Here is a 22,095-nt window from a genome sequence, read left to right as displayed (position 1 = left end):
TCGGTTTTCGTGTTCGGAAGACGGCCATGAGCCTACGCGTGGCGTCTTTCCATTCACGCTGATGCACGTGCGCTGTCAGCGGATGCACTCTAACCGTGGCTTTTCGTAGCGATAAATAGGTGAGAAAACAACTGAGTGTTGTCGTCCAAACCGACAATCACTCGATGAAAGGCGCCAGTTTCAAGCAACGAAGCCGTTCGTGAACTCACTCAAACAAAGGTCGATGAAACCTCGTACCTTGGGGTCCATGTAACGGCTCGATGGGAATAAGGCGTGAACCGGAGCGGGTGCCTGTGACCAGCCGGGCAGTACCCGAACCAGAGCGCCGTCGGCCACATAGGGCTCAGCCATGAAGCGTGGCAGGTGTGCGACCCCAATGCCGGAGAGTGCAAGGTTCTTTGCGGCGATGACGCTGTTGACCGCAGCGCGGGGAGCTTGCGCCCAAGTCAGTGTTTCCTCCCCGTTCAACAGTGTCCAGGTCGCTCGGCCGCGAGAGGGTTTCATGATGAGATCGTGATCTTTCAGATCCTCCACGGCGCCAGGTTCGACCTTGCCGACGAGATAATCCGGGCACGCGTATAGCCCATAAGTCACCTCACCGATCTTGCGCGCGGACAACCCGGAATCTGGAAGCACGCCCACCCGAACGGCGACATCGATCCCTTCATGGATGATGTCCACCAAACGGTTGGTGTATTCCGCCTCGACCGTCACTTTCGGTGCCAACCGCAAGAACTTTGCGATCCATTGGTCTACCACCATTGTCCCGAACTCTGATCCGGCCGTGATCCTGAGCAGGCCTTTAGGTTCTCGACCCTGATGCGCCACTGCGGCCTCGGCAGCCTCCGCAGCACTCAGAATGCCGACCGCTCGCTCGAAATAATCGCGCCCTACTTCCGTGACGCTCAGTCGGCGGGTGGAGCGAGTAAGAAGTTGGGCGCTGAGTTTCTGCTCCATACGCCGCACGATGCGACTGACCCGAGCTTTGTCGGTGCCCAGCCGCTCTGCTGCCAACGTGAACGAACCGTCCGTCACAACTGCGACAAACGTCCGCATTTCCATAAGGTCGATTGATGTACTCATAGACAACAGTCTGTGTTTTTCCGTTGTATTTATCAAACCAGCACACCTTTCTACAGTGCAGCGACAACCCGCTCTTAACAATATGGGCGGCAGGCTGCTGCCCACTCAGGAAGGAAATGCAAGATGGCCCATACCCTCGGAATAATCGGCGCAGGCCTTGTCGGCAAGGCGGTTGCTCACCTGGCCGTTGCGGCGGGATACAGCGTCGTGATCAGCAATTCGCGCGGCCCCGAGTCCTTGTCCGGCCTGATCACCGAACTCGGCCCATTGGCGCGGGCAGGATCGGTCGAGGAAGCGATTACAGCCGCAGACATTGTCTCGATCGCAATTCCGCTGGCTAATTTCGAAGCTCTGCCTGCTGAGAAACTGGCTGGAAAGATCGTCATCGATCAAACGAACTACTACCCAGGTATCGGTGGATTTCGCAGGGCCGATCTTGACCGTGGTGAGCTGACATCAAGCGAGCTGGTACAGCGGCACTTGCCAAGCGCGAAGGTCGTGAAAGGGATGCACAATCTGGGGTGGATTCACATGCAACAGAACGCCCGACCAAGGAATGATTCCCAACGGACAACCCTGCCCATTGCGGGAGACGATGCGCTGGCAAAGGAGTCGGTTCGACGATTCATCGAAGCAATCGGCTACGACGTCGTTGACGCTGGCTCACTGGCTGACAGTTGGCGCATTGAACCCAACACCCCTATCTATTTCTGGCCCTATGCGCCAGCCATTCCGGAAGGCCTGAGTGAAGATGAGGCGAAGGAAGCCTATCAGCGCCCAGGCAAGCCACTCTCACTCGACGAGGCGCAGGAGCTGATCGACCAAACGCAGCGTCCATCTCCAATCGGCGGCACGCTGGAAGGCATGCCCCCCATTCATATCGCGCTGTTTCTCGAGCTTGCCAGCGCCAACACGATCAAGAAGTAACGTATGACGTCAGGCGCCACATGCTGGCGCTTGGCATCAAGTCGACACTTACAGCGTTCCCTACGCTCGTCAACCCACGGAGCCGGTATGAGCATTTTGAACCCAATCGGGTGTGCCACATTACTGCTTTTGCTAGCAGCTTGTGCAACCGAAGCGTCTCGCCCAGAGGACGGGCAAACTGTTGTCGATCTGCGCCCCACACCCGGGAATGAGATGGTCGCAAGACGGCTGGGTCAAGCGCCTGTCAGCAATATGAACAGTTTTCGATTCACCGGCAGCAAGCAGAGCCTTGAAATTGGACTGGCCAGGCAAGACTATCGAGGCATTCATCGTCGGTGCGTCACCACGCTCAATTACGACGACTTCCAGCCCGATCAACGCTACTCAATCACCGAAGGCAGTGTAGATGGGCAAGCCAGCGTGCGGCTTGCCGACAGCAATGGAAGAGTCGTAGCCCAAGTCGACAAAATTCCATGCTTGTAAAGGTCAGGACCGGAAGCCTTCCATTCACGGACCTGCTCAGGGTTCAAGAAACTCAATGCAAACACTGCCTCACGCTGACTGCCCTCGACTTTGAGCTAACCAAGCTTTAGCAGAAGGCCACTGCGACGCCGACATTTGCGAGGGACCGCAAAAGCTTTCGCATGCTCCCCAGCGGTGTCGACAATTCGCATCACGGGTAGTCGTCGCCCGATCCATTGTTCTCCGCTCTGGAATTCCTCATTTGGAGCCAGCATGCGCTTGTGCCCACCACCGCCCAAGGGGAGCAGCGATGACTTGACCATCCTACGCGAGGTACGGGGGTGAGCTCGCCCTGAAATGCTTAAATTTTCACATTACACTTGTAGTGATCGATACATAGAAATATAGTGGTCACTACAAAAAGCATGAATGTGCACTGACCCTACCCATTAGCCATTCATCCAACATCGATCCAACACGGAATGCGCAATGAATTCTTTTGCTGATACCAACGTTAACGCTTCGATCTCGGCCGAGCGTGAGATCGGTCGTTTGATCTCGACCTATTCCTACCTTCTCGACAGCGGACAATTCGACGAGGTAGCCAAGCTCCTGAAACATGCCACGCTCGAAGTGCCAGGGGCGACTGCTGAAGGAGAGGCCGATATCGAAAAGTTTCTGATCTCGGGAGTTCAGCGCCATGAAGACGGTACCCCTCGCACCTGGCACGCGGTCTCTAATATGCTCATTGATGTCGATGTTGAGCAGGGCTCAGCCACGTCAAAAAGCTACTTCACGGTTCATCAGGAACTCAAGGGTTTCCCGCTGCAAGCCATTTGTGCGGGCCATTACCACGACACTTTCTGCAAGCTCAACGGCAACTGGCACTTTGTGCGAAGGGCTGTCACCGCCCATTTGATGGGTGATTTGAAGTTTCATGTTGGCGGCCTCAGCAGCGACACAGCGTCATGAACGTAACGGCTACCGCCTGTAAGACGGCTTTGATCACCGGTGGCAATAAAGGCATTGGCTTTGCCATCGCCACCGGGCTAGGCAAGCAGGGATACAGCCTGTGGGTCGGCGCTCGCGATGTTCGCAGAGGTCAGCGGGCGGTCGGGCAGTTGGTGGCAATGGGCATAAATGCTCGCCTCCTCCTCATTGACGTCACCGACGATGAGAGCGTCAATGCCGCCGCGCGGCGAGTGCTAAAGGAATCCGGGCACCTCGACATCCTGGTGAATAACGCGGGCATCATATTAGGAGCGGATGCCTCGCCTTTGGAGCAATCGCTTGCCGAGGTCAAGGCCGTGTATGAAGTCAACGTATTTGGAGTTATCCGGGTGACGCAGGCCTTTGTGCCAGCACTTCGCAAGTCGGAGAGCGCAAGGGTTGTGATTATCGGCAGCGGCTTGGGCTCGTTGGGTCTTGTAAATAACGCAGCGTCTATTTACTCGACGGCCAATTTTCTGGCTTACAACTCATCGAAGACGGCCGTTAATGCCGTTGCCGTTTCTTTTGCAAAAGCGCTGGCGCCAGACGGCATAAAGGTCAATGTCATTGAGCCGGGAAGTGTGGCAACCGATTTGAATGAGCATCAAGGCGCGCTGACGCCGGACGAAGGTGCATCTGTAGCGATACGGCTGGCCACTATAGGGGATGACGGTCCGACGGGAGGCTTTTTCGGGCACGAGGGTGTGCAGCCTTGGTGACGAAACATTCCTGTGTATCGCATGAGACCCATCCTCGCGGTCGAGGCTGTTTCAGCGGTGCGAATGACACCCCAAAGCTTGCGTCCATCGCTCGATTACCGTTGCATTGGCTCCGAATAAATTTTGGACAGGCGAATCCAATATGAAAAATCTACGTTCGCAAGCAACACCACAAGGCGCTGAGGACTTGGCTGTCCGTAAGCAAAGGCGATCCCTGGACCGAGAGGCGGGAATACTCATCGCGAAGGATCTGTTTCACGAACGAGGGTTTGATGCTGTTGGTATCGCGGAGCTGACGCGTGCTCTGAACATCAATCCACCCAGCCTCTATGCTGCCTATGGCAGTAAGGCCGGGTTATTTGAGCGATGCCTCGCAGTTTACGTCGAAGAAGCAAACCTGCCGGCGGATAAAATCCTGACGGATGATCGCCCCTTGCATGAAGCGATGACCGACTTATTTCTTAATGCAGCCGCGCTCTACACTCGGTCCAAGGTCAAGCGGGGCTGCATGGCCGCGGAAGGCATGCGTTCTGCTGATCCGCAGGTACGTGCACTTGCTAACGGCTATGGAGACGCTGCCGCTTCGTTCATCGAGCGCTACATCCGCCAAACTCAGCCGCAACGCTCTCGCGAGCTGGCGGATTACGTTGTGACCACATTGCAGGGCTTTTCGGCGGCGGCTCGATCAGGACTGTCCCGGCCTCGCCTCACGAAAGTCGCGAGCCTTGCTGGCCAGAGCTTCGAGGCTTTACTCGCCCCCACGAGCGGCTCGCATCCATGACAGTCCTAGACCACATCGAAGTGGCAGTAAGTGACGCTGAGACGTCGCGGCACTTTTACGAACGAGCCCTGAAACCTTTGGGCATCTGTCGCATCATCACGATCGAACCTTCGCGGACACGTACGGGCGGGACGCGACATGGCTTTGGCAGGGAGGGGTACCCCAGTCTGTGGGTCCATGACAATGAAGAGCCTAACGTCGGCATCCATATCGCATTTGCCGCACACTCAAGAGACTTGGTCGACGCCTTTTACAAAGCGGCTTTACAGGCTGGAGGGACGGACAATGGACCACCGGGCGTGCGCAACCAGTACCACGCCCACTACTACGCCGCTTATGTGCTGGATCCGGATGGCTTTAACGTTGAGGCGGTTTGCCAAAGCACCCAGGACACAGCATTAGAGGATCCATTAAATGCCTAGACTGACTATCCAACCGCCTTCTTTATTTTCGAGTCTTGAGTGGGGATTTTCGCAAGTCGTGGTCTGTGGGCCAGGAAACATTGTATCCATCGCCGGGCAAGTCGCTTGGGACGCTACGGGTACGCGAAACGCAGAAGGATTAGAGGGCCAGTTTCGCCAGGTATTGAAGCAGGTCGTTATCGCTGTCGAGGCGGCTGGCGGCGTGTCGGATGATATTCAGAACCTGCGAATCTACGTTCCAAACTTCCGATCGGGTGCGGATGCCGATGTGCTTGCAAAGGTTTTAGTTGAGATTTTTGGCTCCGAAAACCCACCGGCCTCCTCGTGGATCGGGGTCCAAGCGTTGGCCCAACCGGAGTATCTGGTGGAAGTAGAAGCCATGGCCGTCGTTCCGGGCAAACGCCAGTTCCGATCGTGGTAACGGATGCTGGGTAAGAACTAAGAAAACTATGACGCTCGGTCCATGAGTACGAACTCTGTCAGAGCCGCGTCTCCTGAAGTTTCTTCAGACCCCATTAGAGTAAAGTTGTCCAGAATGCCAGATAAGTTTCTGTTGAACGGGTAACTCGTGGCCGTATGGCGGGCGTCACCCGCGAGCACTGTAAATACATTGGAAGAATCTGGCAGCCAAAATGCTCTTGGTGGAGGGCCACAGCTTAGGCATAACGTTCGCTCACCCTGAACAACTGTGAATGTCGCAGTCTCAATTAAACGAAAGGACCAACTAATGTCAGGCAAACTTTCCAATAAAATCGCTGTTATCACAGGCGGGTCGAGCGGAATTGGTCTCGCTATCGCCAAAGAATTTGTCGCTGAAGGCGCCTACGTATTCATCACCGGCCGCCGCGCCGCTGAACTTGAAAAAGCGGCTAAGGAAATAGGACGGAATGTCACCCCTGTTCAGGGTGATGTCGCTGACTTAGAAGACCTCGAGAGGCTTTACGGCATCGTTGAGCGTGAGAAAGGCCGCGTCGATATTATCGTCGCAAACGCTGCCGTTGGGGGGTTGGCTCCGCCAGGTGCCGCCGCGTCGCCGGATCACTTCGATCGAGTTTTCAACGTGAACACCCGAGGCGTCTTCTTTACCGTGCAGAAGGCCGTCAAACTACTAAGCGATGGAGCGTCTATCGTCCTCACTGCGTCGAACGCCCATTATCTGGGTATTCCCGGTTTCGCCCCCTATTCCGCCTCCAAAGCAGCCGTTCGCTCATTTGCTCGTACGTGGGCCGCTGAATTCAAAGATCGAGGCATCCGCGTCAATACCCTTAGCCCTGGTCCTATCGATACACCGATCATGGGCACATCTGGGCTCACTCCCGATGAGGTCGAGAAGTTTATGCAGCAAATAGTGGCGAATGTGCCCCTCGGCCGCATGGGTCGGCCCGAGGAGATGGCGAAGGCAGCTCTTTTCCTCGCCTCTAGCGACTCAAGCTTCGTCACCGGCATCGATCTGGTTGCCGATGGCGGTATGACTCAGATTTAATTTATTTGTGTCACGCCGCCACATTCGTTGGGACAAGCGAGCGCCGCATGATCTGGCACTGAATCAATCCAGTAAATACCGCTGCACATAAGCACGGTGAGCAGCGATTAACGCTCGCCTTGCTTATCCCGCAGCACAGCAAGGCGCACTGTGATATCGGTTCATTAGGCACGGAGGCTGTATGTCCTTCATAGCTGCCTCCCATGGCACCGACGGCCTTGATACAACTTCAGCTTAGGTGCCAGGGTAGGCTCGAAGGATGAACACAACTTAGGTGCTTTTTTGAGGAACCTTTACTCACTCGACTGGCGTTGCGGGCTTCAGGTCGTATGCGGCCTGCACGAGCTCATGTCGGGTACCAAGTCCGTCCTGAAACGAACGATCCCAGACCGCTTGCTGTTCATCTTTGACCTGCGTCTCAAAGGCCTTGAGCACGACATTTCGATAGCGCTTCGAACGGCCTTCAATTACATCGAGGACCGCGTCGACCACCGGTTTGAAATCAAATTGCTTGTGGGGAAAGGCAATTGAACTGTAATCAAACAATCGAGATTTAGGGTCGCTGGCCCATGTCTGGCAAGTTTCAAACATTCGGTCATTGAATCCGGTCAAAAACGGGCCTGGATTAATGGTAGCGACCTGGACGTTGAATTCGAGCATCTCCTTTCGAAGGGCCTCCGCGAAAGCTTCCACAGCGTGCTTAGATCCCGCATATGCACCGGTAAAGGGGTCAACGGTCAGGCCGGCTACAGACGACATGAAGATCACCATCCCTTGACCCCGCCTGGCCATGCTCTTCGCGATTCCCTGCGTCAACAAAACAGGCCCAAATACATTAACCTCGAACTGACGCTGGAGCTGTGCGTGTGGAATATCCACGACGCTTCCGCCCTCAGAAATACCAGCGTTGTTCAGTAAAATGTCTATTGGCCACAGCTGTGCTCGGTCCCTGTCCTGAGCATCGGTCACGTCTAACTTCTCAACCTGAAGATCCAACCCTCGGCGCTTGGCTTCATTGCTGAGGTCTGCGATCTGCGCAGTGATTTCAACCCCGGCAATCACATGATGCCCCGCGGCCGAGGCTTGTAACGCAATTTCTTTCCCGAACCCAGTTCCAGCGCCCGTAATAAGGATAGTTTTGGATGACATAGATATAAGTCCGCCTCAGTTTTTTTGAGAATGCATTGACTTTGGCATTGCGTTTTTTTCAAACGCACCTACCGCCGCTAGCGCGATTTGATGATCCTGCTCGGCCGTGCCGCCGCTGACCCCAATGGCTCCGATGACGCAGCCATCTGATTTGACAGGAACTCCACCTGCGAACGTGATTACTCTTCCATCGATGCTGCCGGCAAGCCCGTACAGCGAACCTCCGGGTTGCGCCTGATCAGTTAGCACGCCTGTATCTGAACGCAGTACGCAGCTCGTAAAAGCCTTATCAATAGAATGATGTACGCTGCCCAATTGAGCACCATCCATCCGAACATGAGCTATTAAGTAACCTGTGACATCCACAATTGCGATATTGCTTGGACTGGAAAGCCTGTTTGCTTCTGTCTCGGCGGCAGCAATAAGCGACTTCGCATCGGTCAGTTCGAGTGAAACTAGGCTGTGCATGCTGGCACTCCCTGATAGTTGATGGGTTGCAGCCGCAGGGATTCTTCACGTCCCCTGCGCCGATCTCCATTTGAACTTTGAAATCGTCGTATGGAGGTGTTCTATTGAGCGATTGAACAGGAAGATGTTTGATGAAAGAAATTCAACTCGGCGATGAGCAGGCTTGGCCGATCGCCGTTGTGTAACCGGTGATCAAAATACTCGTCGCTAGGATGAGGTTTCCTCATCGAACCAAATCATCCGTGGAACTATCTCTTTTAATGCGCCACCACCCAAACAGATATTTCTAAAGCTGAACCTGGTCACGCGCTCCTTGCCCCTTGGGGTCAGAACAGTGTGCAGCTTCAGGCCGCGATGGGAATACATCGACTATCAGGTGTCGCTAACGCTAACCATGACCATCGAACTCGGTCGGTCGTCTTCAATAGAGACCGTTCTCGGTAAAGGGGTTGTTATGACCGAATACAACAGTACACGGAGAAGATTCTTAGCCATGTCCGCGACCGCTGCAGCGGGCGCGACATTGCTGCCTGCCTTCGGCGACGAATCGAGCCAAACGAATCACGGAGAACACACCATGACGACCCGCGCGCACCAGATATTCAAGCCTGAATTCAAATTTGGCTTGGGGGGCGTTCCCCTGGGCAACGAATTCGATAAGCATACTGATAAGCAGTCAGATGCCACGTTGGAAGCAGCTTGGGATGCGGGCGTTCGTTACTTCGATGTCGCTCCGTGGTATGGGTTCGGATTGGCAGAGCGGCGCTTTGGTCGCTTCCTTCACAACAAAGCCCGCGACCAATACTTACTGTCCTCAAAAGTAGGAAAACTTTTCAAAGCATCCAAGAATAATAAACATGCAGAAATTTTTCCGCTGTCCGATTCCCCAAATGATTTGGTCATCGACTACACAGCCGACGGCGTCCGCCGCTCCATTGAGGACAGTCTCCAACGCTTGGGTGTATCACATCTGGATATAGCCTTTGTGCATGATTTGTCACCCGATTTCGCCTACTTCCCGAATGGATGGGAAGAGCAGTACGAGATCGCACGCAAAGGAGCCTTCCCCGCGCTATCCAAGATGCGAGATGAAGGCATCATCCGAGGTTGGGGCGTTGGGGTAAATACCCCTAACGCCATACTGAAAGTGATAGAAGATGCGGATCCGGATGTATGCCTGTGCGCGCGACAGTATTCGCTTATTGATCATGAAGATACTATTACGAGGCTCTTTCCGGCTGTTCGAGCCAAGCAGGTTTCTCTAGTGATGGGATCTTCGCTAAACGCCGGCTTCATTTCCGGCAGCTCGCGTTATAACTATGGAAAGCAAAACTTCATGATTCCAGCAGCGGTTCTCGCTAAACGTGACCGTCTTCGAGCAGTTGCCGCGCGGCATGGCGTAGACCTGCGCACGGCCGCCCTGCAATTTTCCGCTTCCGCGTCCGAGGCGGTTGCACTGGTGGTGGGAGCGCATAGCGATCAGCAAATTTTAGAGGACTATAACTCGATGCAGGCGAAGATTCCCTCTGAGTTCTGGGAGGAGCTGTTGCATGAAAAGCTCATCGCAGCAGGTGCCCACTTGCCACCAAAACCGAAAGCCTAGGTATTAGAACTCGCCACGTTGCCCACTCGCAGCGCTTTGGCATTTGCCACCCACAAACGGGGCCAACGATGGCCCCGTCATTTCACGCGGGTCAGCAGTTAGACTATTTTGATAAATATTGATCATCCACCGGCACATCATAGCCGAGCGCCAAGCGGTTGGTTGCATTCGCCAATGCGATAACTGCTTGTAATTCACCAAACATTTCGCTGGTCATTCCGGAGGTCTTCGCTGCAGCGGTGTGAGAAGCTGTGCAGTAAGCGCAGGCGTTGGTGATGCTGACAGCCATGTAGATCATTTGCTTGACTAGTGGACTCAGCGCCCCTTCGTCCATGATTGACTTGACAGAGTGCCAAGTATCCCGAAGTGTCGGTGGGTGAGCAGCAACACACTTCCAAAAATTGTTGACATCTTCGACGCCTCGATGAGACATGATATCGTCGTAGACAGCTCTGACCTCTGGAGATGCATCGTCGTACTCTATCAATTTGTTGAAAGCCATCTGTTGATTCCTCTGTAGTAAGAAAAAATTAAGCGCTAGTCATTTGTTTGGCGATAATCAACCCCCCTCCACGTTTTCATGCAAAAACATTCGAGCCGAGCGTCCTACTGCGTGGGATGCTTCCAGCTATCGTCGATAAGCATTTTTCCGGGCCATGTATAAGCCATTACTCCTCCGTCGACCAGCAGGGACTCACCCGTCATGAAAGAGCTTTCATCGCAAGCCAGGAATACAGCTACGCTTGCAACTTCCTCAGGTCGCCCGATCCGACCTAACGGCGTAACCCATGTTTGCGCGTCTCGAAAAGCTTGCCCATCACGGTCTTCCTTGGCCCCTGCCAAGGTATCCACTAGCGGCGTCTCAATCGTCCCAGGGCAAATGGAGTTGACACGTATACCCTGACGTCCATAATCAATTGCCATCGCTTTCGTAAGATTGGTAATACCTCCTTTAGCCGCGTTGTAGCCTGACCGATCAAGATCGGCGGCCAAGCCTGACATTGAAGATACATTGACGATTGAACCGCCTTGTTGGAGCATCAGGGGTATAACGTATTTACTCATCAAAAATGTACCACGAAGATCAACCGCCACGATTTTGTCAAATAGCTCTGTCGGATAATCGTGCACTTTCCCGCCGATTGCATCCACTCCAGCATTGTTGAATAGCACATCGACCCTCCCGTAATGTTCATTGACGTAGCGAGTGAAATGAATGATCTTTTCTTCGTCTCCCACATTGAGCGTGTATCCCTCTGCCAGACCACCCGAGTTAACAATCTCCTGCACAGTACGTTTTAGCTCATCTTCATTGACGTCGACCCCGACCACGCGGGCCCCTTCTCGCGCAAATGCAATAGATGTCGCTCGCCCAATACCGGTGGCCGCGCCCGTCACGATTGCAACAGTGTCTTTCAGACGTTTCATAGAACCTCACTCATGATAGTTAGAAACGCGAACTTGATTCGCTTTCGGTTGACCACGAGAAGCTGCGTACAATCGTTTACTATTACTCAACATCGGCGTTAGGAAACTTCAAATGACGGAAACAGACAGTGCAATGCTGGGCGATCTGTATGTTTTTCAGGTAATTGTCCGCCATGGCAGCTTTGGCCAAGCGGCAATTGAATTGGATGTGACCCGTTCGGCGCTGAGCCATCGGCTGCGCAGGCTAGAACAACGCTTGGGAATACGTCTTCTCAACCGCTCCAGTCGCACGATAACAGTGACCGAGGCAGGTATGTCGCTGTCGCGTCAACTGGGGGTAGGTTTCGCGTCGATACAGCGCGCCCTGAATGAGTTAGAGGGGAGCCGGGGCACGCCAAAAGGCATTTTGAAAATTACCGCATTACGCGATGGTGCCAGGCTTGTCCTGGCGCCAGCACTCACATCGTTTTTCGCAGCCTATCCCGACGTAAAACTAGACGTCTGTGTTGATGACCAGATGGTCGACATTATTCAGCGAGGATTTGATGCTGGCATTCGCTATGGGGACAAGGTGCCGAACGATATGGTGTGTGTAGCGCTCACGGCTTCAGTACGCTGGGTAGTAGTAGCGGCCCCAATGCTTATCGACCAAGTCGGATTGCCTGAGTCGCCCGCGGATCTGCTGCAGCTACCTTGCATACAGATGAGAATCGGCGATGGCAGCCTGTACCCTTGGGAGCTGGGCAACGGTGAATCGACGGTTCGACTCCACGTCGACGGCCCGATCTGCGCTAACGAAACCGAGCACACAGTGGGCGCAGCCATTAGTGGGTTAGGCTTCGCCTATTTGCCTGAGCGCCGCGTGAATCTCCACATTGAACGAGGCCACCTGCGCGTTGTTTTGCCAGAGTGGGCCTCATCAGGAGCTCCATTCTGCCTTTACTATTCCAACCGTCGGCTTCCGCCGCCCGGCTTGCGCCAGCTTGTTGCGATTGTTCGCCAACATGAAGGTCTTGAGCCCATGCTGTAGGGCGGCAAAAGCTCAAGCCTTGGAGCCGAAACACGTTGGCTGCGGCGTGATTCGAATGGTTAGCACCTTAAGCCGATGTTCGCTCCCGGTTTACGATCTCAGGTCACAGGACGCAGAGGGCCACGCACCCTAGCTAGCTGTGTCATTAGCTATCCTGACTGGGAAAATCGGTGATTGTCGTGTCGGCGATCGTGAGGGCGAAGCCGTAACCGAACAATCCAGCAGGAGTTTGAAAGCCCGGCAAATATTCGCCTGCTAACACCCGCCGCGCGGCCTCGGCCGAAGCCATGGCGGTAAATGTGTAGCCGTTTACTGATGAGAGTGATGATCGAATCGCTCGACCATCTGCACCGGTAACTTCCGCCGTCGCTCGGTACCTGTTAGCAGCACGCTCCTCGGGTGTCGGACCGGCCGTCGGCGCGTCGCCCGAACTCGTCGAAAATTCGCCTTCGCTTATATGAACGAACGTTTCGATGTTGCCTATACCGGTCATGTGATGCAGCGTCAGGAGATCAGGTAGGGTTACTGGAAACGATGAGCGAGGGCCGCGGCCGAAATCGAAGTCTCGGACTTCATCCGGGCTGCGAGTTACGAGGTTTCCGTTGATCAGTTTCAGGGGGTTCATCGCCATCCCCCTCCCAGCAGTGGCAACTGACCCCTTTGACATTGAACCTGTCACCTCAAGGGCGATGCTCAAACTGCGCGGTTCAGGCACTCGAGACGCAGCATGACCCGCGAGACTGCCCAGCATTGCTACGCTGCCGCCGCTTCCTGGCATCAGCATAACGCCGTTAACCCGCGCCTCATCACTCAATGCTAGCGCTTGTCGATAACTGCTTAGCTCAGCTGAAAAGTCGAGGTAATGAACGTTCGCCCGAATGGCTATGGACATGAGAAATTCGGCGGTTTCTACAAAAGGTCCCGCCGCATTCAGTACGACGGATACGTCCTTGGACAATCCTTCCAGAGCGTCGCCTCCATGGAGGTCGAAAACTCTCGCCTCGGCACCGAGCCGTCGGGCCAGCGCTTCAAGCGCCGGTCTGTTGCGTGCCCGCCCTGCGACTATTAAATCAAGACCGATAGATGCGGCATACTCCGCAGCCAACGCACCGGTGTAACCAGTAGCGCCGTAGATCATGAGCTTTTTCATGAATTCACCTTGGTAAACGTCATTCCAAGTAGGCGTGGATGTGCGTTATCAAGCCTTCGACATTCAAGGAGATGTCCATCACCCCAATTTCGTGGCCAAAATCACCCGTGAAGTCGACCCTTATATGGGCTCGACCTGCTTCGAAAAGCTCACACTCCAACATGCGGGTTACCGTTTGGTAGGCGACGAAATACCGTTCCAGATAATCTTGAACACCTAGCAGCCCCGTGAAGATATGCCCTGTGGATGGGTCGTCGATCACGGCGTCGTTTGTGAAAACCGCCAAGGCGGCGGGTACATCGAATAGGTTCGTGGCCGCGAAAAAAGCATGGATTGCGGTCAATGCGGGCTTATCCTGCTCGTCCATTGCATCACCTCAGTGTTGCCAGCTTTTGTACACGAATTCCAAACTGTACCCATCAGGGTCTTTGACCTGAGCGGCGTAGTAGCGGGGATCATAATGACGCTGTGCCCCAGGCGGATGCACATCCACCGCGCCACAGGACAATGCCTGCGCATGGGTTGCGTTCACTTGATCTTCTGAGTCCGCTACGAACCCGACATGAACCGCCCCGGGCGCTGGGGTGCCCTTACGCAACCAGAAAAACATACGGCCTTTGGCGCCAAACCCCTTGAGTTCAATGGGCCCTTCAACCTCGGATGCCCCTTGGTAATCAAGGCGACTGGTGATACCCAGCATTGGAAGCACGGTGTCGTAGAAGGCGATGGAGCGATCCATGTCACGAACGGTGAGAAAAATATGGTCAATCATGTGCTTATCCTCAGATGATGTAGCCGCCACTGACTTCAATGTTTTGAGCATTGATCCAGCCGCCGTCGAGGGTTAGCAATGAGGCGATGACACGAGCAACCTCTTGTGGCTCGCCGACTCGTCCAAGGGCCGTTTGAGAAGCCAGCAACGATTCGAATTCGTCGCTCAGCCCGCCACCCAGCTCTGTTCGGATAGGGCCAGGCGAGACTGAGTTGACGCGAATGCGTCGTGCGCTGAATTCAGCCGCCATGTAGCGGGTCAATACTTCCAGGCCACCCTTGAACGTGGCATACGGCGCCACACCAGGTGTCGCTACACGCGTCGTGGCGCTGGTGAGGTTGACGATACATGCCCCCTCGTTCATCAATGGCAGCAGCGCCTGCGTCAGAAAAAACGGCCCCTTCAGATGCACGTTCATCAAGCCATCGAATTCGGCTTCGGTCGTGGCGACAATAGGGTTATACATTCCGTACCCTGCATTGTTCACTAGCCCACTCAGACCAACTTCTCCCCACGTGGCCTCTAATGCATTTTCCAATGCGTCCTTGAAAGAGCCAAACGTCGAGACTTCAGCAACATCCAACGGCAACGCGACAGCTTTGCCGCCCTCGTCGACGATTTGTCGGACGACGTCAAAAGCCGCCTCCGCGTTCTGGTTATAGGTCAGCACCACCCCTAAATTGCGACGGGCACACTCGATGGCGGCGCTGGCACCGATTCCCCGGCTACCACCGGTAATGACAATGACATTCATGACGGACTCCGTAGTGATGAGTACCGTCAGGTTAATATTCCGCACTGACACTGACCCGCTTGATCCTGGCTCAATCCTGCCTGTTTCTCTTTTTTTAACTGGTCTGACGCCCTTTCCAGCCGTTTAACGCCGGCATGAAACGGCAACGGGATGAGCTTCGCAGCTTCACCGCACACGCGGAAAACCGTCGAACAGAAACCGGCATTTCTCGCGGGGGCAGGGTCCAAGGCGCCGTACTGGAGCATGAGCGTGCGGCGGTCTATGGGCCGATGTTTAAAGGCAGCAAATCCTTCAGGCCACTGCCCGGCTGGAAGTTGCCCGATGGGGATGTCGTGGCGCTGTCCCATCAGCGCGATGGATACCCGGAGTGAACCCGACATTTCATGCGCTTTCTGCAAGACACATTCCGGCCGGAACCACCATGGCGATCGTCGGTCATGACAAGAAGCTGCTCGTGGGTAGGCTAGCGCAGCGGCTCTCATGGGCCCTTCACACGGGACGGCCCTTCAAGGCCCTTGGCAGCAGCGACGCAGGAGGCTGGCTCACCGTTTGAAACGTCTTCTTGTAGTCGTTCAACTATCCTGACCCTTCATCCACCTGAATTGGAAAACGCATATGAAACGTTATGTCTGGCTCGGTCTTCTCGGTACGCTTTCTCTGGGAGCTCAGGCGGCATCGCTGGATGTGCCCATGAACCTGGTCAGCGCGGATGGCGCACCTCGGCCGATCGGTCAGGTTACCATCAGCGAGACCGCGTACGGTCTGGTGTTCACGCCCAAACTGAGCGACTTGCCCGCTGGAATCCACGGCTTCCATGTGCATGAAAACGGCAGTTGCGATGCAGGCACCAAGGACGGCAAGAAAGTCGCAGCCCTCGCCGCGGGAGGGCACTTCGACCCGGCCAAGACCGGCAAGCATCTGGGCCCCTATGGCGATGGGCACTTGGGCGACTTGCCGGCGGTCTACGTGACGGCCGACGGCATGGCGAATTACCCAGTGTTGGCGCCTCGCCTGAAAAAGATTTCGGAGGTGAAGGGCCACGCCCTGATGATCCATGCAGGTGGGGACAACCACTCCGACATGCCAATGCCCTTGGGCGGTGGCGGAGACCGCGTGGCCTGCGGCGTTATCTAGGCAATGCCTTCGACCCTCCGCGAACCGCCCGGTCCGCGGCGGGATGTTGCCCATCACGGCGTGCTTGGTACTGCCGAAGTATCGTGCGATCGCACAACGCGGCTGACGCATTGCAGCCGCTCACGCTTCGAGAATGTGCGTCGCATCCACGCCATCAATGGCCTGCTATCACCTGCCCGCTGCGCCGGTGGCCTCGGGGAAAGCCATGCACGCGTGCCCGAAACGCAATAGCGAGGCTGAGCAATAGCAACACCAGCAAAACGCTGGGAAACGCAACGACGCCCCACTGATCAAGCAGCACACCTCCCAATACGCCACCGCCCGCGATCGCACTGTTCCAGACCACGACGTTCATGGAGAGCGCGACGTCGGCGCCTTCGCCCGCCGCATCGGCGAGCGCCGTCTGCAAAAGCGTGGCGGCGCCGCCGAACGACAGCCCCCAGAGGAAAACGCCCGTGTAGACGGCCGCCGCTGACCCCGAAAACAGGCCCATGAAGATTGCGACAGCAGCGAAAGTTGCGAGGCTCGCGAGCACGGCCATACGCAGATGACGGTCGACCAATTGACCGGTCAGCCAGATGCCCGCCAGCGCTGCCACGCCGAATGCCAGGAGCACCCGGTCGACTTGACTGGCCAGCCCGGCTTTGGCAACGAAGGGGGCGATGTAGGTGTAGAGGATGTTATGCGCCAGCATCCAAGTGAAGACGACGGCCAATACCGAGCGTACGCCGGGCGTGAACAATACCTGCCGCAACGCCAAGCGTTGGCGGGACGATTGGCCCGGATAATCAGGGACTTTGATCAGCACCCACGCGATCAACACCAAGGTCAGGCCCGACATCAGCGCAAACGCCATGCGCCAGCCCATGAAGCCGCCCAGCCATGTTCCCAACGGCACACCCAGTGACAAGGCGATCGGTGTACCCACCATGGCCACGGCCAACGCACGCCCCTGCAACCGAGGAGCGACCATGCGCCGCGCATAGCCTGCGATCAGACTCCAGGCCAGCCCGGCCGAGACGCCAGCGAAGAACCGAGCGATCAACGTCAGCCAGTAGTTGGAGGACAACGCCGTCGCGGAATTGAACACCAAGAACCCGACAACCGTGAGCAACAGCACGGTCCTGCGGCGCCAGCCTTGCGTGGCAATCGTCAAGGGGATCGCTGCCAGCAATGAACCCAGCGCGTAGACCGTGACCATCTGCCCCGCCAGCGAGGGCGAGACCTCCAGCCCTCGTCCTATCTCCGGGAGCAAGCCCGCGGGCAACGTTTCCGTCACGATGCAAATGAACCCCGTCATCGCCAGTGCGAGCAACGCCCCCAGCGGAAGCTTTCCATCCTGTCCTGAACCTACAGCCATGTCCGTCTCCTCCTTACTAATATACTGATCGATATGAATATAAGGAGAGTGAACCGAGGGGTCAACGATTTATATATTGATCGGTATCTAAATGGATTGGGAAATGCCTGTTAAATTAAAGACCATGATCCCAACCAATGAATTACGGCCTCGAACGGCTCATCTGCGAGGCTGTCACGTCGCCAAGGTCTCGACGATGACCTCGGTGATCGACTGCAGTCGTGCGGTGGCCATCGGATCGCTTTGTGTGGCTTCCAGCAACACAAATTCCACGTCCGGCAGCGCGGGTAACAGACCGTCAGGCACCTCCGTCATCCCCGGCTCGATCAACGCGGAGGCATTGAGGCAACCGATTCCCAGTCCTGCGCCCACCGCCGCTTGCAGGCCCGCGACCCCCGAGGCGATGTGGGCGATGACGTAGGGGCGCCGATGGGCGTCGAGCTGCTGACGTGCCAAACGATGAAGGGAGCAACTTTCAGGCAGCAAGGCCAGCTCCACCGGTTTTTGTGCCTCGGTCATTTTCTTCTGACTGGCCATGACCCAGATCAGCCGCTCGGTTCGCAAAACCCGTGCGTCGCCGTATGCCCCCCGTGCAGCACCGGCAATCCGCATGACGATCGCCAGGTCGAGACCGTTGTTGCGGTAAGCGGCGATCACGTCGTCACTCTTGCCCACCTGCGTGCGAATCCTGAGGCCCGGGTGATGTTCAGCGATCCGGTTCAGCAGCCCCATGAGGTGGCTCGGTCTGAAATAATCGGAAAGGCCGAGATTAAGTTCGCCCTCCAACGCAATGCCGTGCATGTCTCGCCAGGCCGCCTCGGACAAAGCCAGTAGTTTGCGAGCGTGGGCGACCATACGCTCGCCCGCCGCCGTGGCCTGCACCCCAAGCTTGCTGCGCACCAGCAGTTGCCCCCCAGCGGCCTCCTCCAGTTTGCGCAACTGCTCGCTCAACGAGGACTGCGACAGAAAGCGCGTCGACACCGCTGCGGAAATGCTGCCCGCATCGACCACCGCCACAAGGGTCTTCAACTGCTCGAAATCAAATCCGCGCATTTTTATCCATCCGAAAAAACGATAAATGACATCGTATCTTACGGCTTTTCCAATAGGAAGAAGCTTCGCACAATGGCTCCGTCAACCATTCAAAGGATACCTCTCATGCCTGCAATCACCCTTCAACTGTCCGGTTCGCGCAATCCTGATCTGGCTCACAAAGCGATGGCGCTGATCAATCAGCTCACCGCCGAGGTGCTGGGCAAACAGCCCGAATTGATGGCAACGACCGTCCAGTTCATCGCCAAAGAAGACTGGTTCATCGCCGGCCAACCCCTGTCGAAGATCGGCGGCAATGCCTTTCATCTCGACATCAGCATCACCGACGAGACTAACCTGAAGAAGGAGAAAGCGCGCTTCCTCGCAGACGTCCATGCGGGTCTGAAAGCGCTGCTTCCTGATGTGCACGAGGTGTCCTATATCCACCTCATCGACGCGCGTGCAGCGGCCTATGGCTACGGCGGACGCACGCAGGAATGGCGCCACCAGCAAGCCGGTGTTTGACCAACCGGAGGGCCGCGTCAGCCCATCTCGATGAGCATGTCCAGAAACGCACGGACGGCGGGGTTGGTGCGTCGGCTCTCTGGCCAGATGGCCGTGATGTTCTGCCGCTGGACCGCAAACTCGGAAAGCACCGGAACCAGCCGCTCGGCCTGGACGCCCGGATCGGCCATGAAGCTCGCCAACATGCCGATCCCCGCGCCCGCGGCCACGGCAGCGACGACGGCCTCACTGGCATCGACGATAACCGGTGACGCCGGCACCACCTCGATCTCTTTGTCTGCAACACGAAAGGGCCAGCGCATGGCCTGACCGGTGCTTTGATAGCGCAGGTTCACCGTCTCGTGGCGAGCCAGTTCATCGGGATGCTGCGGCGTGCCACAGCGGGCGAGGTAGTCCGGCGAAGCGTAGCAACCCAAGGTGTAGGGCATCAGTCGCCGCGACAGCAGCGAAGAATCCGAAAGCTCACCGATCCTTATTGCCAGGTCGATGCCCTCTCCAATCAGATCGACGATCTGATCGCTCAGCCGCAGGTCAACGAACACCTTGGGGTAGCGGCTGCGGAACGCGGCAATGGCGGGTGCGATCATGTGCAACCCGATGGGCAGTGACGCTGCGATGCGCAGCGTGCCGGCGGGCTCGGCACGAGCCGATTTGGCGACCTGCTCGATCTCCTCTGCCTGACGCAACAATTGCAGCACCCGCTCATGCAGGTCGCGACCTTCAGCGGTGAACACCAAGGAGCGGGTGGTCCTGGTGAACAGCGAAACGCCAAAATGCCGCTCCAGCCGCTGAATACTTTTGCTGATGGCAGAGGGAGACAGCGAGAGCGAGCGGGCCGCTGCCCTGTAGCTGCCCAGAGAGCCCGCGCGGGCAAAGGCGATCAACCCGCTCAGTCGTTCGAATCCGATTGGTTCCTTCATGTCACCATTGAAACGAATGACAGCCTCATTATCAACCTCACCGTTTGGACATAGCCTGTGCTGACCCCATCGACTTGACGCTAGGAGGCTGTGATGAACGACACGATGAAAGCCGTGCGACTGCACGAATTTGGCAACCCTGACGTGTTGCGCTACGAGGACGCGCCGCGCCCCGTCGCACTGTGCGGGGAGGTTCTGGTGCGCGTGCGTGCGGCGGGTTTGAACCCGCCCGATTTCTACTTGCGGGACGGCTACCGGGCCTTGCCGCCTGAATGGCGCCCGGACCCCGTATTTCCCTTGGTGTTAGGCACCGACATTTCCGGAGAGGTCGTGGCCCTCGGCGAAGGCGCGAGCCGGTTCAGCGTCGGCGACGAGGTCTATGCCATGGTGCGCTTTCCCGCTGACCTGATGACCGGCAGTGGTGCCTATGCCGAGTACGTCCGTGTCCACGAGACCGAGCTGGCCCATAAGCCCGACAAAATCGATCACATCGAAGCGGCAGGCGCGCCCATGTCGCTGCTCACCGCCTGGCAATTTCTCGTCGATCCTGGCCATGACGCGCCGAACCCCTTTCAGGCCTTTCAGCATCAGCCCGTCCCACTCCTAGGCAAACGCGTGCTGGTGAACGGTGCCGGAGGCGGCGTGGGTCACCTGGCGGTCCAAGTGGCCAAATGGCGAGGGGCACACGTCATCGCCGTCGCCTCCGGCAAACACCAGCGTCTACTTGGCGAACTCGGTGCCGATGCCTTCATCGACCGCACTCAGGTCGCCGCCGAAGCGGTCGCTCAGGACGTGGACCTTGTGATCGACGCCGTGGGTGGCCCCAACATGGAACGGTTCCTGAGCGTGATCCGGCCCGGCGGCCGGCTGTTTCTAGTCAACCCGCTGGGTTTTTCCGGCCATGACGAAGCATCTGAGCGGGGGATTACGGTCTCATCGATGCAGGTGCGTTCCAATGGGGCGCAATTGCAGGAGACCGGTCGCTTGCTGGAAGACGGCACCTTGCGCGTGGTGATCGACAGCACTTTTACACTCGCTCAGGCTGCGCACGCCCATCGTCGAGCCGCTAAAGGGGGCCTTCAGGGCAAGGTGGTGCTGGTGGTCTGAGGGCTCGAAAGCCAGATGGCCCAACCATTGCCCGGACGTCCATCGGGGCAGCAGGCGGGGCGACGGCGTGTGCAAAGCGACGCTCGGGAGCGATATCGCACTGGCGACGAGGGTGAAGGCTCACGTACAGTGACCCCCCGCAAGTCGTAACCCAAGGGATTGATATGTCAGCCACCCCCCAAGCGCCTGCCCGCACCCGCCGCGCCCCCAAGGGCGAGAAACGTCGTGAAGAATTGCTTGATGCCGCACTGGCCTTGTATTCGCTCGAGGGATACACCGGCGCGTCCATTGCCAGAATCGCCGAGCATGTCGGGATATCGGTGGCGGGTGTGCTGCACCACTTCCCTAACAAGGTGGCGCTGCTGATGGCCGTCCTGACGCGCAGGGACGAAGTCAACCGCAAGGTGGTCGACGAGGCCCAAAGCGAACCGACGCTGGATGGGTTCATCGACGGGTTGCAAAAACTCAACCGATCGAACGCGACGGCGCCCGGGGTGATCCGCGCGTTCAGCATTCTCAATGCCGAAAGCCTGGTGGACAGCCACCCGGCTTGGGAGTGGTTCCAGAACCGGTACCAAGGCATCTACGGACGTATGCGTACCCGCCTTGACTTCCTGGTGTCGACCGGCGAAGTGCGCGCAGACGTCGACCTTGACGTCATCATCCAGCAAATTCTGGCGATGATGGACGGCCTGCAGTTCCAATGGCTGCGGTTTCCGGACCGAGTCGATCTGGTCAAGGACTTCGAGTGCTACATGGCGCAGGTCAAGCGCGAAATTCAGGTGAAATGAAACGG

27 protein-coding genes are annotated in these 22,095 nt (G+C 56.7%); 14 read left to right on the top strand and 13 right to left on the bottom strand.

The genetic code is table 11. The features are described 5' to 3' along the window. Window positions 1-180: 180 nt before the first annotated feature. A complete protein-coding gene (locus N5D61_RS11180; protein WP_279892647.1) occupies window positions 181-1,119 on the bottom strand; it encodes a LysR family transcriptional regulator in 939 nt (312 codons plus the stop codon). An 87-nt stretch (window positions 1,120-1,206) separates the two neighbouring features. Between N5D61_RS11180 and N5D61_RS11175 the strand changes: the two genes are divergently transcribed. The 8 genes from N5D61_RS11175 (at window position 1,207) to N5D61_RS11140 (ending at window position 6,867) form a co-directional block, all read left to right on the top strand. After that, complete coding sequence (locus N5D61_RS11175) at window positions 1,207-2,010, top strand: NADPH-dependent F420 reductase (RefSeq protein ID WP_279892645.1); 804 nt, start codon at window positions 1,207-1,209, stop codon at window positions 2,008-2,010. 87 nt (window positions 2,011-2,097) lie between these two features. After that, on the top strand, window positions 2,098-2,493 hold the full coding sequence (locus tag N5D61_RS11170) for a hypothetical protein (protein WP_279892643.1): 396 nt from the start codon (window positions 2,098-2,100) through the stop codon (window positions 2,491-2,493). 468 nt (window positions 2,494-2,961) lie between these two features. Then, window positions 2,962-3,444 carry a nuclear transport factor 2 family protein gene (locus N5D61_RS11165; RefSeq protein ID WP_279892640.1) on the top strand — a complete coding sequence of 161 codons (483 nt, stop codon included), beginning with the start codon at window positions 2,962-2,964 and terminating at the stop codon, window positions 3,442-3,444. Beyond that, a complete protein-coding gene (locus tag N5D61_RS11160) occupies window positions 3,441-4,181 on the top strand; it encodes an SDR family oxidoreductase (RefSeq protein ID WP_279892638.1) in 741 nt (246 codons plus the stop codon). The genes N5D61_RS11165 and N5D61_RS11160 overlap by 4 nt, the downstream gene beginning before the upstream one ends. Window positions 4,182-4,323: 142 nt before the next feature. Then, entirely contained in the window at window positions 4,324-4,962 is a 639-nt protein-coding gene (locus N5D61_RS11155) for a TetR/AcrR family transcriptional regulator (protein ID WP_279892636.1), read from the top strand. Continuing rightward, entirely contained in the window at window positions 4,959-5,384 is a 426-nt protein-coding gene (locus N5D61_RS11150) for a VOC family protein (protein ID WP_279892634.1), read from the top strand. Before N5D61_RS11155 ends, N5D61_RS11150 begins: the two co-directional genes overlap by 4 nt. Beyond that, on the top strand, window positions 5,377-5,805 hold the full coding sequence (locus N5D61_RS11145) for a RidA family protein (protein WP_108238958.1): 429 nt from the start codon (window positions 5,377-5,379) through the stop codon (window positions 5,803-5,805). Before N5D61_RS11150 ends, N5D61_RS11145 begins: the two co-directional genes overlap by 8 nt. A 306-nt stretch (window positions 5,806-6,111) precedes the next feature. Further along, entirely contained in the window at window positions 6,112-6,867 is a 756-nt protein-coding gene (locus tag N5D61_RS11140; RefSeq protein WP_279892631.1) for an SDR family oxidoreductase, read from the top strand. Between the two features lie 297 nt (window positions 6,868-7,164). Here N5D61_RS11140 and N5D61_RS11135 read toward each other — a convergent pair whose 3' ends face one another. Together N5D61_RS11135 and N5D61_RS11130 are read right to left on the bottom strand one after the other, a co-directional pair. Beyond that, window positions 7,165-8,016, bottom strand: coding sequence for an SDR family oxidoreductase (locus N5D61_RS11135; RefSeq protein ID WP_279892629.1), 852 nt, complete (start codon window positions 8,014-8,016; stop codon window positions 7,165-7,167). 15 nt (window positions 8,017-8,031) lie between these two features. After that, window positions 8,032-8,484, bottom strand: coding sequence for a heme-binding protein (locus tag N5D61_RS11130; RefSeq protein WP_279892627.1), 453 nt, complete (start codon window positions 8,482-8,484; stop codon window positions 8,032-8,034). Window positions 8,485-8,938: 454 nt separating this feature from the next. On the opposite strand from N5D61_RS11130, the gene N5D61_RS11125 reads away from it, so the two are divergent. Then, the gene (locus tag N5D61_RS11125; protein ID WP_279892625.1) at window positions 8,939-10,087 is read left to right on the top strand and encodes an aldo/keto reductase; all 1,149 of its coding nucleotides are present in this window, start codon (window positions 8,939-8,941) and stop codon (window positions 10,085-10,087) included. 103 nt (window positions 10,088-10,190) lie between these two features. On the opposite strand, the gene N5D61_RS11120 is transcribed toward N5D61_RS11125, so the two are convergent. Together N5D61_RS11120 and N5D61_RS11115 are read right to left on the bottom strand one after the other, a co-directional pair. Continuing rightward, the gene (locus N5D61_RS11120) at window positions 10,191-10,589 is read right to left on the bottom strand and encodes a carboxymuconolactone decarboxylase family protein (protein ID WP_279892623.1); all 399 of its coding nucleotides are present in this window, start codon (window positions 10,587-10,589) and stop codon (window positions 10,191-10,193) included. Between the two features lie 104 nt (window positions 10,590-10,693). Beyond that, window positions 10,694-11,515 carry an SDR family oxidoreductase gene (locus tag N5D61_RS11115; protein ID WP_279892621.1) on the bottom strand — a complete coding sequence of 274 codons (822 nt, stop codon included), beginning with the start codon at window positions 11,513-11,515 and terminating at the stop codon, window positions 10,694-10,696. Between the two features lie 112 nt (window positions 11,516-11,627). Between N5D61_RS11115 and N5D61_RS11110 the strand changes: the two genes are divergently transcribed. Beyond that, complete coding sequence (locus tag N5D61_RS11110; RefSeq protein WP_279892619.1) at window positions 11,628-12,545, top strand: LysR substrate-binding domain-containing protein; 918 nt, start codon at window positions 11,628-11,630, stop codon at window positions 12,543-12,545. 145 nt (window positions 12,546-12,690) lie between these two features. On the opposite strand, the gene N5D61_RS11105 is transcribed toward N5D61_RS11110, so the two are convergent. Genes N5D61_RS11105 through N5D61_RS26470 form a run of 5 tightly spaced genes read right to left on the bottom strand, consistent with a single transcriptional unit; the run spans window position 12,691 to window position 15,619 of the window. Next, window positions 12,691-13,695, bottom strand: coding sequence for a saccharopine dehydrogenase NADP-binding domain-containing protein (locus tag N5D61_RS11105; protein ID WP_279892616.1), 1,005 nt, complete (start codon window positions 13,693-13,695; stop codon window positions 12,691-12,693). Window positions 13,696-13,714: 19 nt separating this feature from the next. Beyond that, the gene (locus tag N5D61_RS11100) at window positions 13,715-14,062 is read right to left on the bottom strand and encodes a hypothetical protein (RefSeq protein WP_279892613.1); all 348 of its coding nucleotides are present in this window, start codon (window positions 14,060-14,062) and stop codon (window positions 13,715-13,717) included. 9 nt (window positions 14,063-14,071) lie between these two features. Beyond that, on the bottom strand, window positions 14,072-14,467 hold the full coding sequence (locus tag N5D61_RS11095; RefSeq protein WP_279892611.1) for a VOC family protein: 396 nt from the start codon (window positions 14,465-14,467) through the stop codon (window positions 14,072-14,074). Window positions 14,468-14,477: 10 nt separating this feature from the next. Further along, the gene (locus N5D61_RS11090) at window positions 14,478-15,221 is read right to left on the bottom strand and encodes an SDR family oxidoreductase (RefSeq protein WP_279892609.1); all 744 of its coding nucleotides are present in this window, start codon (window positions 15,219-15,221) and stop codon (window positions 14,478-14,480) included. 26 nt (window positions 15,222-15,247) lie between these two features. After that, complete coding sequence (locus N5D61_RS26470) at window positions 15,248-15,619, bottom strand: hypothetical protein (protein WP_158541390.1); 372 nt, start codon at window positions 15,617-15,619, stop codon at window positions 15,248-15,250. A gap of 217 nt (window positions 15,620-15,836) precedes the next feature. Here N5D61_RS26470 and sodC point away from each other — a divergent pair, with 217 nt between their 5' ends. Beyond that, window positions 15,837-16,355 carry a superoxide dismutase family protein gene (gene sodC, locus N5D61_RS11080; protein WP_108238946.1) on the top strand — a complete coding sequence of 173 codons (519 nt, stop codon included), beginning with the start codon at window positions 15,837-15,839 and terminating at the stop codon, window positions 16,353-16,355. A gap of 154 nt (window positions 16,356-16,509) precedes the next feature. Here the strand turns inward: sodC and N5D61_RS11075 are convergent, their stop codons facing one another. Together N5D61_RS11075 and N5D61_RS11070 are read right to left on the bottom strand one after the other, a co-directional pair. Then, window positions 16,510-17,715, bottom strand: coding sequence for an MFS transporter (locus N5D61_RS11075; RefSeq protein WP_108238945.1), 1,206 nt, complete (start codon window positions 17,713-17,715; stop codon window positions 16,510-16,512). Window positions 17,716-17,889: 174 nt separating this feature from the next. Beyond that, window positions 17,890-18,768: a LysR family transcriptional regulator gene (locus N5D61_RS11070; RefSeq protein ID WP_108238944.1), complete on the bottom strand. Its 879-nt coding sequence runs from the start codon at window positions 18,766-18,768 to the stop codon at window positions 17,890-17,892. A gap of 105 nt (window positions 18,769-18,873) precedes the next feature. On the opposite strand from N5D61_RS11070, the gene N5D61_RS11065 reads away from it, so the two are divergent. Continuing rightward, window positions 18,874-19,272 carry a 4-oxalocrotonate tautomerase gene (locus N5D61_RS11065; protein ID WP_108238943.1) on the top strand — a complete coding sequence of 133 codons (399 nt, stop codon included), beginning with the start codon at window positions 18,874-18,876 and terminating at the stop codon, window positions 19,270-19,272. A gap of 17 nt (window positions 19,273-19,289) precedes the next feature. On the opposite strand, the gene N5D61_RS11060 is transcribed toward N5D61_RS11065, so the two are convergent. Then, window positions 19,290-20,192, bottom strand: coding sequence for a LysR family transcriptional regulator (locus N5D61_RS11060; RefSeq protein ID WP_108238942.1), 903 nt, complete (start codon window positions 20,190-20,192; stop codon window positions 19,290-19,292). 93 nt (window positions 20,193-20,285) lie between these two features. Here N5D61_RS11060 and N5D61_RS11055 point away from each other — a divergent pair, with 93 nt between their 5' ends. Next, on the top strand, window positions 20,286-21,299 hold the full coding sequence (locus tag N5D61_RS11055) for an NADP-dependent oxidoreductase (protein ID WP_279892606.1): 1,014 nt from the start codon (window positions 20,286-20,288) through the stop codon (window positions 21,297-21,299). A 164-nt stretch (window positions 21,300-21,463) separates the two neighbouring features. Continuing rightward, complete coding sequence (locus N5D61_RS11050) at window positions 21,464-22,090, top strand: TetR/AcrR family transcriptional regulator (RefSeq protein ID WP_108238940.1); 627 nt, start codon at window positions 21,464-21,466, stop codon at window positions 22,088-22,090. Window positions 22,091-22,095: the final 5 nt, after the last annotated feature.

Origin of the sequence: Pseudomonas sp. GD03842 (assembly GCF_029841165.1) — a bacterium.
Lineage (GTDB): Bacteria > Pseudomonadota > Gammaproteobacteria > Pseudomonadales > Pseudomonadaceae > Aquipseudomonas.
This window is presented reverse-complemented; position numbering and strand designations above follow the sequence as displayed.